A 12,160-nucleotide genomic window follows, 5' to 3' on the forward strand; every position below is an offset into this window, starting at 1 on the left:
TGAATGCCGACTCTGTCAGGGGGAAATAATGAAGCGGAACAACACCACGGCACACAAGATGATGCTAACACCGACCACGGGATAAATGATGTAGCCATCCCCGGCACGTCGAGCCCGCAGGCAGACCAGCTGGCAAAGCAGCAGATTATAGATAATCAGCAGGAACGTCAGCAGGATATTGGTACCAAATGCCAGCTCTCCGGCATGCACGACATAAAGTCCCATCAATACAAAATTGGCGAGAATCAAATACAGTAGAAATTTCTGGATCGCCTTGCCCGCTTTTGGGGTCTTTTTTACTCGTGCTATCATGCTTATCACATCCTGGATTCCACATGAACAGTCGACAAAAACTATCGAAAACTGTTGAGATACATCATGTTTTTATTTTTTAGCGCTGCTTGATCTTTCAACCCCGCATCATGACTCGAGCTATCCGCTGGCTAGTTAGCGTACTGCTAATGACTATCTCCTTATTGTTATGCCTATCATAACTATCATTGGCAGGCTGGTTTTCCTACCCCAATACAAGGAAAAGGAGCTGACTTGGTCACTCAGCAAACCCAGTTTCTGTTGAAGCAACGAGATCATCTGCAACAACGTCTTGCGCAATCCCAGCCAATGATTCGCTGGGTGGAACAACAGGTTAGAACGCAAGTTGCCCAGTATGCTGGCCTTTTTGCCACTGATTGAGAGCAGTTATCGGCTGGATGTGGTATCGACAGCAGGAGCCGCAGGCCCCTGGCAGCTGATGCCGGACACAGCCGCACGATTTGCCATTCCCATGATGCCAAGCTTTGATGGCCGCTACTCCTGCCCCTGGCGACCGATGCTGCGCTTTCCTATCTCAGCTGGCTTCATCAATTCTTTGGGCAGGACTGGTTACTGGCGCTGGCGGCCTATAACGCAGGGGAGGGCCGAGTACTGAAAGCTGTGCTCAATGCGGGGACACGTAATGTATGGGAGCTGCAGTTACCCACGGAAACACGCTTCTATGTGGCTCGCTTTATCGCGCTGGCCAATTGCTTGATATGAGCAGAACAACACCAGCTCACCCTTCCGCCATGGCACAGCGGCAATGACTTGCAAATATTCCATGCATCCGGATGGCTGCTCACTGTTGCAGTGGGCCATGGCAAAGGGGGTAGCGATGAATGAAGCAAGCCGCTGGAATCCGGCGTGGCAGCTCCCGATGCTCAAGGGATCACCAACTGTCCCGATCGTCTACAGCAAGGGGAAAGCCCCCACCAACACACCGGAACAGCAAAGCGACCGCCATTGTCAAAGCAGTATCACTGGAAAGCTTGCATGACCCCTTGTTGCTGCAAGCAGCAAGAGGATTGGATATGAGTCGAGGCGAGATCAGGCTGGAACGCTTGCCTGATCCTCTTGGGATTCAGCAGAAGCGGCCGCTGATTGCGGCACCATGAAACAGTGGCGCCAATGGCTCAGTACCGGAGCCAAATCGACCTCTTCCGGATATGACCAGCGAGCACCATAAAAGCAGAGCTGCCGGCCAATGGCGCGACGATGAGTGATGTTGCAATCCAGCGCAATTCGCGGCAACAGGGAGAGTGTCACCGTTTCGGGTAATTCAAATCGAGCAGGAGCAAGGAAACCAACCCGCCCGGACCAATGTCTTTGATCACTGCGCGGCCAATGCTCTTGTCAAACAGCAAATCCGGAAATCAGCAATCTGGCCGCAATACCACAACTCTGTGACTCGAAAGGCGTTGTTCCATCGTGCAGATACCAGCGCGGTACTTTTCTGCGTGGATCATTGTGCGAGGTATGCAGCGGAAACTCTACTCTCAGGGTCGTCCATGGGAAATCATCTCCTTGGCATGGCTGGTTGCCGCTTGCGTTTGGGAGCTGAAAAGTTGCTCCAGATTAGTTTCTGCCTGGGTTGTCATGACCAGCAATTCAATGCGCCGATTACGGCTGCTTTGTGGATTGCGGGTATCTTCCAGCATGGTATCGGCCATCGCGACAACCTGCCCGACCCGTTCAGGTGGCATGCCTCCCGCCAGCAACACCCGTCTTGCCATCATGGCGCGGTCTGACGATAGCTCCCAGTTGCTGTAGTTGTCACCGGCAAACGGTGTGCTGTCGGTATGGCCAGAAATCATGACCCGATTCTCGATACGCTGGAATATGGGGGCCAGCGCCATCAACATATGGCGAAAGAAAGGGCTAATACGGGCACTGCCGCGGCTATACATTTCCCGATCCGCGTCATCACGGATCAGGATCCGCAATCCTTGGGGAACAATTTGAATCTCGAGGTTATTCTTCGCCTGCATCTGCTCAGCAAGATGGTCGATAAAGCTGGCCAGCTGCTTCATCTGGGCTTCCCCCTCAAGCTTGCCTATCAACAGCTTTTCATATCCACCGCCCGGACCGTCAGAAAAAATGCTCTGATTACGGTCCATATGCTTTGGCATCAGCTGACCCTGCTGATCGAACTTGGGGTTCAACTCATCAATCACGGAGGGATTGCCACCGAGATCGGCAGGATAGGGGCTGTTGCGAATATCAAACGGGTTGGCCTCACTGTCCATGATGCTGTAGTCCCGCAGGCGGCTGGCAACGACTTCCCGCTCCTCCTGATTGGACACAGCCAGGATCCAGAGCACCATGAAGAAAGCCATCATGGCCAACGTGAAGTCGGCAAATGCCACCTTCCAGGCGCCGCCCCCTTTGGGACCGCTGTTACGACGCTGCTGGCGCTTGACGATAATCTGTTCGTGATTGCGCATTACATCGCCCTGTTGGTCACCCAATCTTCCAGCTCAAGGAAGCTTGGTTTGACTTCAGGTTCCAGGATCTTGCGACCCGAATCGACGGCAAGCAGCGGTGTCTTGCCACGCAACTGGGCAATCAGGATCGACTTGATGCACATCAACAGGCCGATACGGCGCTTGACCATCTCTTCCATGGCATTGCTGATTGGCTCCAGCAAGCAGTAGCAGAGGAAAATACCGATAAAGGTGCCTACCAGCGCCGCCGCCACATGGACACCGATATTGCTCAGGGGGCCGTCCAGTTGCTGCATGGTGATGATGATCCCCATCACCGCAGCAAGAATGCCGAAGCCCGGGCAGGCCTCGCCGGTTTTGTGCAAGGCATGAGCAGGCTTGAGCATGTCCTCTTCAATGGCCATGATCTCCTGCTCCAGCACGGTATCCAGTTCATGGGGTGTGATCTTGCCCATTCCGAGCAGACGCAGGTTATCGATAATGAAACCAAGCAGTTGGGGATCTTCCGAAATCTGGGGATACATCAAGAAAACCGAGCTCTGCTGGGGATTTTCAATATGCTCGTCGAGCGCCTTCATACCCTTGTTGCGTGTCTCTTCAAGCAGTTGATGCATCAGAGTCAACAGCTCACGATAGACCTCTTTCTCTTCTTTATTCGCTTTGAAGCACATCTTTATCTGCCGCCACATTTCATGCATCACCTCTTTCGAGTTGCCCAGAAACATGGAGCCTACCGCTGCGCCGATGATGATGATGAGCTCGGCTGGCTGCCACAAGGCTGCGAGGTTTGCCCCCGGCCATCATGAAGCCACCCAGCACGCACACTAATATGACGCCGATGCCAATCTGTTTTTGCATGAATGTTCCCGCACGATACAAGAAGGGTCACCAGTAAAGGTGAAGCACTACTATATGGAGTCGACCAATCGCTGCTTTAGCTGAAGTACACATTGTTTGTGCAGCTGACAAACCCGGGATTCGGTTAATCCCAGCACCAGCGCGATCTCTTTCATATTGAGCTCTTGCTGGTAATAGAGGGAAAGCAATAACTGCTCGCGTTTATCCAGAGTGGCCAACACCTTGCTGATGGTCATCGCCATATCGACATCATCAGACTCTGTGGTCGGAGCTTTGCCGCCATTCTCCAGCCACTCTTCCAGACTCTGCAGCGCTTCAGCCTGGCTGGCGTAGGACAACTGACGCACCTCATCCACCGAACAGTCGAGCGCAGCAGCAAGTTCTTGCTCTGAGGGGGCGCCCCAAACGATTGTGCAGTTCACGCTGCGCCTGATTATGGCCGTGTACCTGCTGTCGCAGTTGGCGGGGTCGCCAATCCAGACGGCGCAACTCATCGAGCATGGCGCCACGAATCCGTTTGAAGGCATAACTTTCAAACTGGGCATCGGGCTCGCTGCCATAACGGCGCCACGCCTCCAGCAATCCCATCATTCCCACCTGCTCCATGTCCTCCTGATCAAAACAGGCACTGACCTGGCTGCGCAGATGACTGGCGGCTCGCTTCACCAAGGGTAGATAGCGAGCAAGAATGGCGGGCTCTCCCGTGCGAGGAAGTTGCGGAGTATCGGCAAACTCTTGCGGAGCATCCCAAACGGAATCAGTCATATCGTGGCTACTGCACCAGCACCTTGGTGATCAGCACTTCATCAAGATAGGGCTTGTAGCCATATCCCTGTACCGTAGTGACCAGCTTGTCGCGCAGAGAGACTTTGCAACTTGGAAATATTCTGCAGCTCGACTTTTACGTCATCATGGGTACGGTGACTGAAATACTGCACCATGGCATTGCGGATCAATGGTGTCAGCTCATTGAGCGAATTGAGCTGTGCCGGATTGTGGGTCACCAAAGCCAGCTCGAGCACGAGATAATGGGACTCAAGCCCCCCTCCAGGCTGATGACAAAGCGCTCCATCGGCTTGAACAGCGGAGTGGCGCTGAGCTCTGGCTTTGGCTCTGCCAATCCGAGCCAGACGGCAACCACATCGCGTTTAAGCCATGCGCCATAGGCCAGCATGGCCAGCAGGCACAGAGCCATCACGCCCATCATCAACCACTTAACCACTCGCCGCATAATGTAAAACCACTCTCGCTATTGCCGGGTTAAAAATCAAACCAGGGTGTTGAGCCAGTCGTGCACCGTACCATCGGCAGGCTCGAACTCTTCCTGCCATTGACGTCGTCCGGCCATGATTTGCTGTTGTTGCCACTTACCCTGCCGTCTTGTTCACCCCCCTGCCCCACGTTGACCTCGACTCCCCCGGCATGATGGGGAGCCAGGCTCATCCGCAAGCGTTCCATCGACTGGATCATCGCCTCGCGCACCGCAGGATTGGTTACGTTGAGCTGGACATTGAGCCGGTCCCCCTCAAGACGACAGTCAACTCGAGTCGGCCCAGCTCTGGCGGGTCAAGCCGGATATGGGCCTGCTTCACCTGCTGGTTGACCTGAAGCTCCACCTTGTCTTTCAGCACATCCATCAGCTGCTGTCCCCACTGGCGGGGTTGTCGACCAATTTCACAGGAGCCCATTGATACTCGACCGGACGCAGCGGTGCAGCGGCGAGTTGTCCGACAGCCAGCTGGCGAGCATCTGGCAACCTGTTTTCTACCGCAGCGGTATCTGGCACATTTCCATATCCAAACCGGCAGCCATAACCGGCAAGGTGAAGCGGCCGGGCAATACACCGGTTTGCCCATTTGATTTGACAAGCAACGTAGAGAGCGCCTGTTCTGCAGCGGCAGAGACCGTTTCACGACGCGGCATCACCTCTTGCTCGGGCAGCGTGGTCGCACTCCCCATCAAGGTACGAAGAGAGGGCGGCAATTTGTTATCCACCACCACCTGCTGGCCACCGGTGCTACCTTCAGCTCGGGAAAAAGTACGGCTTACACGAAAACCATCAAGATCGGCATCACTTACTCTGACAAAGAGAGGAGGCATATTGGTAAACGCTGGCAGCTGTTCAGCTGGGTCGCCTTCCGCCCGGCTGTTCTCTCTTTCTGCTCTACCGCAACATCGCTGGCAGCCAGCTCGGGCAAGGGCAATGTAAGCAGAGGGTCAACCACCTCATCCAGCGGTTGATACAGCTCTCCTTCACTGCCAGCTTGGCCGGACAAACGGTTCAAGGCCGTGACATCAGGCGAATGCACAGCGTCAAAACCGCTAAATTGAATCAATCCCATTGCTCTGTCTCACCGTAGGCGGTCAAGCCTTCACGAATCGAAGAAAGCTGCTGCCACTCCTGTTACGAACCAGGGTTTCCTGCTCGCAGAGTTGCAATGCCTGTCGATACAAAATTCGGGCTTTATCTCTTGCTGGTTGCAACGCAGCCCAGAGTTGGGGATTGCGGCTAACTTGAGAGACAAAGTGTGCGAAACGCCCATCGGTTAGCCTGACTGCATCCCACTGGCCAGCTTGCGCTTGTTGCAGCAATAGCGTACCCAACCCCAATAACTGACGCTGGCGAGTCTGCAGTTCGGTCTCACGCAACACGGGAGCAATACCTGACATGACGAGCCCCAAAAAGAAGATAAACCAGCCCACAAGCAAGGAGTGGGCCAGACCGAGAACTAAGAAATTTCAATATGTTGGGCGTGAGGAAGAACAGAGGAAGAAGGAAGCATGACTTCCGCATCAACGAGGATGACGCGCCATTGCTTCCCAACCCTCTTTCAGCTCCAGCAGGATGCGACGCACTTCGGCAAATCCCAGCAACATCGTTGGACACGCTGATTTCGAACAGCCGCTGACCGCAGTAGTCATAAAGACGGTGCAGGTTGGCTGCCAGCTCGCCACCTTTATCCATATCAAGTGCGCTGTCCAACCCGCCAAGAATCTGCAAACACTTGTTGATTGACTGACCCTTTCGCTCAAACTGGCGGGCCAGAATATGGCCTTCGGCTCTGGCCATTTCGTCGAGCAGCCCCTCCATCAGCATCAGTACCAACTGATGCGGATCAGCGCTCGCAGCCTTGGCCTGAGTAGCGGCGAACTGATAAGCATCGTAACCATCTTGATGTTCAAACATGTAAAACTCGCTTGCTCCGGATGAGGCAGCCAAATAGCAAGACCCCTTACAGGGCGCCCATGGTCTGCATCATCTGATTCATGGTGGTAAACTGATTGAGGTAGCGCTTATACGCGGAATTCATACGGCGATCCAGCGCTTCCATCCGCTCATTCACCCGCTTTCTCACTGGCTTCCAAGCCGGTCTTGCGCCCTTTGAGTGCGCCATCGCGCTTGGTGTAGGGATCGAGTGAATTGCTCATCCGCTTGAGCAGACCATCATCGCCCATCAGTGCCTTGCCCAGCAGCTCGGGATCTTTCTCCAGCGCCTTGTTGAAGTCAGTCTCGTTGAAGGATAGCTTGCCGGTCTTGTCGGTCTTGATGCCAAGACTGCTCAGGCTAAGACCATTGGGCAGCTCCCGCACGCTGTTGGCAAGCACGCTCTTGAGGCTGCGTACACCGCTGTCGGAAGAGAGGCTCCCGGAGCCTTGGGGTCACTGGACATCATCTTGGCCAGCTCGTCGATCAGCTCGTTATAACTGTCGACAAACTTCTTGAGAGAGCCGGTGACCGCCTCTTTATCCTGTTCGACAGTAACCTGCAGAGGCGCATCGCCGCTCTTCTGTGCTTTGGTGAGCTGGAGGGTAAGGCCATCGACCACATTTTCAATCTTGTTGCTGGCCGAGGTGATGGTTAGCGGATTGTTCGCCCATCGCAACTTGGCATTCTGGGCCTGGGTGATGTCCGCTCTTGTTGGCAATGGCAGTTCCCAAGGCAAGAGCTTGCATCACCGCTGTAATTCACCGTAATGGCATTCTCTTCACCACTATCCTTGCTGGTCAACACCATGCTGACCTTGCCATCAGTCCGAACCAGTGTGGCTTTCACACCCGGGTTATCCTTGGCATTGTTAATATGGGAAACCAGATCCTTCACTGTCGATCCAGCAGGCAGGGTAGCCAGATCGATGTCGATAGCGTCTTGCCTTGACGGTGAGAGAAAAGATACCATCCGCAGGCAGGGGGGCCGTGTCGCTATCAAGCTGCTAAGACCAACCTGATGAGACTGGGCTAACTGCTCCACGAAGAAGTTGTATTGCCCCGAGCTGGCCTTTCCATTGCTCGTCACCGTCATGAGCCCTTCTTGGGACATGGTGGCCTTCTGGGCTTGTAGGTTGCTGCCTTGTTCAGATCCTTGAGCATGGTCTGGAAGGTCGACAGCTTGGTGGTGAGTGTGCTGATGGCGCTCTGCTGCCCTTGATACTGTCCATCTGCTTCTTCAGCAGCTTATCCATGTTCTGGCGCTCGACGGCTACCAGTTGCATTGCCATGCTGGCCGGATCTACTTGCATCATTACACCCTTATTCGGTGGCATGCCTGTTGGAAAATGTCCTTTAATCCCTTTCCAACCGACAACGGTAATGGCTAAACAAAAGCCGCCCCCATAGGAGCGGCCATATCACCATTAACGCAGCAGGGAAGTCACCATGCCGGTCATCTGGTTGGAGTTGGACAGCACGGACATGCCAGCCTGCATCAGCATCTGGTTCTTGGTCATGTTGGTGCTCTCCTGGGCGAAGTCGGCATCCATGATGCGGCCGTTCGCCATATCGGTGTTCTCTTTCATGTTGGAGAGGTTGTTGACGGTGTGCTCCAGACGGTTGATGTTGGCACCGAAGGTGGAACGAGCCTCACCGATCCCCTCAAGAAAGAGCACTTGTCGCATCAATAGCTTTACTCGCTTTGGTTTGATCACTCACATGCCAGCGACAAGTACCAGCGTCCGCAATACCCTCAGCTCCTCAGGGCAGTACCGGTGTACCTTCATCGTTTCTACATCCAGTTTTTCAGTACTGGATGCACCGATTTGGAAGGTACGTTCCCTTGGAAACCAAAGGAGCCACCCTTGCAGCAAGCAGTTTCTGACCACCAAAAGTGGTATTGTTGGTGATGTTATCAAGCTCAGCACGCAGCTCAGTGAACTCTGCGTTCATTGCTGTGCGATCTCTGGTGCTTGTTCCGTTCGCAGACTGGGTAGCCAGATCCTTCATGCGCTGAACGATATTGCTCATCTCGTCCATGGCACCTTCAGCAGTCTGCATCATGGAGATGGCATCCTGAGAGTTACGCATACCAACTTTCTGACCGCTGGACTGCGCTTGCAGACGAGTAGCCATCTGCAGACCTGCGGCATCATCGGCAGCGGAGTTGATACGCAGACCGGTACCCAGACGCTGCATGGCGGTACCCAACATCTTGTTGGTGTTGTTCAGCTGATTCTGAGTAGTCAGAGAAGCGAAATTGGTGTGAATAGACAAACCCATAACATGATCCTCATTTAAAGCTGCGTTCGCAGCAAATAACCGTACAAAAGTAAGAAGCGACAGCTGTGAGCAAGACTTGAATCAGGAAATAGAAATTAGAGGAATAGAGGCAAAACAGAAGAACATAAGAGCGGGCTGAAGAGAGAAAATAAAAAAGGCACCCACACCAAAAATCAGGATGAGTGCCGCACAGCATTAACGCAGCAGGGAAGTTACCATGCCGGTCATCTGGTTGGAGTTGGACAGCACGGACATGCCAGCCTGCATCAGCATCTGGTTCTTGGTCATGTTGGTGCTCTCCTGAGCGAAATCGGCATCCATGATGCGACCGTTCGCCATATCGGTGTTCTCTTTCATGTTGGAGAGGTTGTTGACGGTGTGCTCCAGACGGTTGATGTTGGCACCAAATGCAGAACGAGACTCACCGATTTTCTGGGAGAAAGTATCCAGCTTAGCCATAGCATCGGTAGCTTTCTTTTGATCCCCGATCCCTGCAGCAATATCAGTGTCCAAGGTACCCTTACCAGTGCCAACGACCTCCGCCAGAGCCTTGGCTAGGGTTCCTGTTTTTTTCAACTCAAGCTTCTCAGCGGAAGTACCGCCTATCTGGAATGTCACATCTTCCTGGAAGCCCTTGCCAGTCTTGAGCAGTTCTTGCCCGCCGAAAGTGGTGTTGTTGGTGATGTTGTCAAGCTCGGAGCGCAATTCGGTAAACTCGGCATCCATGGCTTTACGGTCTTCTGCGGTACTGGTGCCGTTAGCAGACTGGGTAGCCAGATCCTTCATGCGCTGAACGATATTGCTCATCTCATCCATAGCACCTTCAGCAGTCTGCATCATGGAGATGGCATCCTGAGAGTTGCGCATACCAACCTTCTGACCGCTGGACTGGGACTGCAGGCGGGTAGCCATTTGCAGGCCGGCAGCGTCGTCGGCTGCGGAGTTGATACGCAGACCGGTGCCCAGACGCTGCATGGCGGTACCCAGCATCTTGTTGGTGGTATTGAGCTGACTTTGAGTAGTCAGGGAAGCAAAGTTGGTATGAATGGACAAGCCCATGATGTAATCCTCGATATGACGCTGCGGCGCAGCATGTTAGGTTGACATCAGATAGAGACGACAACTTTTCGCGCAGAAATTTAGGGCTCTGTTCTTATATTTTTTCAGGTTGCTCAATGGATAGGAATGGCCGTGATAAACTCGCCGGATTAATTTATAGGCATGTTTATTGCTTTGAAACGCAATCCTTCACTATCGGAAAGCGACATGGCAGCATTTCTATATACCCCTCATGTTTGTCAACATTTCCAATGCATTGGAGATGGCTGCAAAGACAACTGCTGCCATAGCTGGACCATCAGTATCGATAAAGCGACCTTCCGCAGCTATGAAAAACACCCGGACCGTAATACAATCCCTGAGCAAACAACACATCCGCAAGGTAAAGAGAGCAATGAACAGTGGGGTGTCATAACCCTTGACGAGCAGGGAGCCTGCCCTTTTCTTGATGAGAAGCGATTGTGTCAGATCCACGGCAAGGCAGGGCCAGATGCACTGAGCCAGACTTGCAAGACCTACCCCAGAACCCAAACCCGGCTCGCCAACCAGCTCAAGAAATCTCTGGTGCTCTCCTGTCCCGAGGTCTGCCGACACCTGTTGCTAGACCCAATGGCAATGCAGACCGAGGAGACCCCGCTCAGGCAGCCTCTCCCCTTTACCACGCCGCCCTCCACAGCAATGGCAACCCTGCACAGCCTGAGCATCCACGTGCTGACCGCCACGGATCTCCCGTGGCGAACTGCGCCTATGGCTTATCGGACTGCTGCTTCATCGGGATGCAACCTCCTTGTCGCACGAAGCATTTCTCGAGCAGGTAGCGGTAATGGCCGAGCAGGGGGAACTCACGTCATGTTCGACAGTTGCCCTCCATGCCCACATTGCAGTGGTGGGGACTGAGAACCATCACCCATCAGCTGCTGGCATATTCGCAGGGAAGGCGTGGCCGGCAGACCATGCAGTTCTGCCTCGACAAAATAAATCAGGTACTGGAGGGCGTTTATGACGAAAGCAAGCTTGCATTGCTGCAGCAGGTCTGGCTCAACAAGGTAACTCCCTTTCTGGCCACAAGGCCTCACATTCTCAACAACTACCTGCTCTATTACGTCTACAACAACAACTTCCACTGCAGCAGACGACGCCCTTCCAGGCCTATCAGCTCCTGGTTATCGATTACTTCCTGCTGCGCAACTACCTGTGTCTGCTGGCCATGGACAAGGAGCTGGAAGAACAGGATGTCATCAACCTCTTTTCTACAGTTATCACACCATACGCCAGCACAACCGGAACTTTCTCAAGACCATAGAACAGAGGGACTAAGTACCTCAGGTTTTTCATCCGACCTCACCTATACGCCTTGCTGAAACCCTGAAAAAAGACCGCCAGCATGTTGCTGGCGGTTTTCCATCTTGGCGGTGATGTAGCACGTCATCCTTTATGTGAGCAGTGCCACTACATTCTGGCGCGATACGTTGGCCTGAGCCAGCAGACCTGACATGGTTCCCATAAAACCACCCTCCTTGAGCTGCTCACCCAGCTTGCCCTGAAGCTGTTCAAGCTCCTGCTGTTTCATATTCTGGCTACGCGCCTTGACCCGATCGAGCTGCTTGACCATCCGCTGGCGGAACTGCTTCAGCTCCCGCACCGACTGCTCAATCTCCCCAAGCAATCTTCTCAGGCGCTGTTGCTCCTGTCGCAGCTCGCCTTTGTCGATACCTTCGCCCAGCTGGGTCAACTGCCCCGGCTTTGGCCTTGAATTGCACCGGAACAGGGTTGCCGGCGGGAATACGGATGCCTTCCCCACTAAGCAGAACCGGCTCGTCCAGTTTACGTCGATGCAACTCCGGAACACTTAACTCCAGCTTGCCCAACTCGTTGAGGCGCGCCTGAATATGCTCTTTGCGTAGTGCACGATCCAGCCGGGTGACCACTTCCGATTCATTGGCTCCAGCAGGCAGCATCACTTCAACTGCACTGCTGCTCTGTGGGAAAGAGAA

The 12,160-nt window shown here is 53.8% G+C and carries 13 protein-coding genes and 7 pseudogenes; 4 read left to right on the plus strand and 16 right to left on the minus strand.

Annotated features, from left to right (window positions below):
- Positions 1-15: 15 nt before the first annotated feature.
- A complete protein-coding gene (locus ACTG27_RS22125) occupies positions 16-312 on the minus strand; it encodes a hypothetical protein (protein WP_017409426.1) in 297 nt (98 codons plus the stop codon).
- 355 nt (positions 313-667) lie between these two features.
- Here ACTG27_RS22125 and ACTG27_RS22130 point away from each other — a divergent pair.
- The 3 genes and pseudogenes from ACTG27_RS22130 to ACTG27_RS22140 form a co-directional block, all read left to right on the plus strand.
- Positions 668-745, plus strand: a pseudogene (locus ACTG27_RS22130) (hypothetical protein); the annotation flags it as partial.
- A 74-nt stretch (positions 746-819) separates the two neighbouring features.
- Complete coding sequence (locus tag ACTG27_RS22135; protein WP_439980622.1) at positions 820-1,035, plus strand: transglycosylase SLT domain-containing protein; 216 nt, start codon at positions 820-822, stop codon at positions 1,033-1,035.
- A 115-nt stretch (positions 1,036-1,150) separates the two neighbouring features.
- Positions 1,151-1,312 (plus strand): hypothetical protein, encoded by a 162-nt coding sequence (locus ACTG27_RS22140; protein WP_439980578.1) that lies wholly within the window; start codon positions 1,151-1,153, stop codon positions 1,310-1,312.
- Positions 1,313-1,811: 499 nt separating this feature from the next.
- Here ACTG27_RS22140 and lafU read toward each other — a convergent pair whose 3' ends face one another.
- The 14 genes and pseudogenes from lafU to lafA all read right to left on the minus strand — a co-directional run bounded on the left by lafU (position 1,812) and on the right by lafA (position 10,166).
- Entirely contained in the window at positions 1,812-2,759 is a 948-nt protein-coding gene (gene lafU, locus ACTG27_RS22145) for a lateral flagellar motor protein LafU (RefSeq protein WP_439980170.1), read from the minus strand.
- Positions 2,759-3,617: pseudogene (lafT, locus tag ACTG27_RS22150) on the minus strand (lateral flagellar motor stator protein LafT). The gene lafU and the pseudogene lafT overlap by 1 nt, the downstream one beginning before the upstream one ends.
- Positions 3,618-3,667: 50 nt before the next feature.
- Positions 3,668-4,382, minus strand: a pseudogene (lafS, locus tag ACTG27_RS22155) (lateral flagellar system RNA polymerase sigma factor LafS).
- Positions 4,383-4,389: 7 nt separating this feature from the next.
- Positions 4,390-4,848 (minus strand): annotated as a pseudogene (gene lafF / locus ACTG27_RS22160) (lateral flagellar basal body-associated protein LafF).
- A 29-nt stretch (positions 4,849-4,877) separates the two neighbouring features.
- Positions 4,878-5,123: pseudogene (locus tag ACTG27_RS22165) on the minus strand (hypothetical protein); the annotation flags it as partial.
- Positions 5,111-5,305 (minus strand): flagellar hook-length control protein FliK, encoded by a 195-nt coding sequence (locus ACTG27_RS22170; protein ID WP_439980580.1) that lies wholly within the window; start codon positions 5,303-5,305, stop codon positions 5,111-5,113. The pseudogene ACTG27_RS22165 and the gene ACTG27_RS22170, both read right to left, overlap by 13 nt.
- A 76-nt stretch (positions 5,306-5,381) precedes the next feature.
- Positions 5,382-5,612, minus strand: a complete 231-nt coding sequence (locus ACTG27_RS22175) for a hypothetical protein (protein WP_439980582.1) — start codon at positions 5,610-5,612, stop codon at positions 5,382-5,384.
- A gap of 80 nt (positions 5,613-5,692) precedes the next feature.
- Complete coding sequence (locus ACTG27_RS22180; protein ID WP_439980584.1) at positions 5,693-5,959, minus strand: hypothetical protein; 267 nt, start codon at positions 5,957-5,959, stop codon at positions 5,693-5,695.
- Positions 5,960-5,981: 22 nt separating this feature from the next.
- On the minus strand, positions 5,982-6,287 hold the full coding sequence (locus ACTG27_RS22185; protein WP_439980586.1) for a LafX: 306 nt from the start codon (positions 6,285-6,287) through the stop codon (positions 5,982-5,984).
- Between the two features lie 123 nt (positions 6,288-6,410).
- A pseudogene (gene lafC / locus ACTG27_RS22190) lies at positions 6,411-6,804 on the minus strand (lateral flagellar export chaperone LafC).
- A gap of 46 nt (positions 6,805-6,850) precedes the next feature.
- A pseudogene (gene lafB / locus ACTG27_RS22195) lies at positions 6,851-8,134 on the minus strand (lateral flagellar capping protein LafB).
- Between the two features lie 114 nt (positions 8,135-8,248).
- The gene (locus ACTG27_RS22200; protein ID WP_439980588.1) at positions 8,249-8,509 is read right to left on the minus strand and encodes a flagellin; all 261 of its coding nucleotides are present in this window, start codon (positions 8,507-8,509) and stop codon (positions 8,249-8,251) included.
- A 121-nt stretch (positions 8,510-8,630) separates the two neighbouring features.
- On the minus strand, positions 8,631-9,107 hold the full coding sequence (locus ACTG27_RS22205; protein WP_439980590.1) for a flagellin N-terminal helical domain-containing protein: 477 nt from the start codon (positions 9,105-9,107) through the stop codon (positions 8,631-8,633).
- Between the two features lie 195 nt (positions 9,108-9,302).
- Positions 9,303-10,166: a lateral flagellin LafA gene (gene lafA / locus ACTG27_RS22210; protein ID WP_019444804.1), complete on the minus strand. Its 864-nt coding sequence runs from the start codon at positions 10,164-10,166 to the stop codon at positions 9,303-9,305.
- Positions 10,167-10,328: 162 nt separating this feature from the next.
- Between lafA and fliB the strand changes: the two genes are divergently transcribed.
- Positions 10,329-11,063, plus strand: coding sequence for a flagellin lysine-N-methylase (gene fliB / locus ACTG27_RS22215; RefSeq protein ID WP_439980593.1), 735 nt, complete (start codon positions 10,329-10,331; stop codon positions 11,061-11,063).
- A gap of 535 nt (positions 11,064-11,598) precedes the next feature.
- Here the strand turns inward: fliB and ACTG27_RS22220 are convergent.
- Positions 11,599-11,898: a hypothetical protein gene (locus tag ACTG27_RS22220; RefSeq protein ID WP_439980595.1), complete on the minus strand. Its 300-nt coding sequence runs from the start codon at positions 11,896-11,898 to the stop codon at positions 11,599-11,601.
- Between the last annotated feature and the right edge of the window lie 262 nt (positions 11,899-12,160).

The organism is Aeromonas sp. 97A, from assembly GCF_051919185.1.
GTDB classification, from domain to species: Bacteria; Pseudomonadota; Gammaproteobacteria; order Enterobacterales; family Aeromonadaceae; genus Aeromonas; species Aeromonas veronii.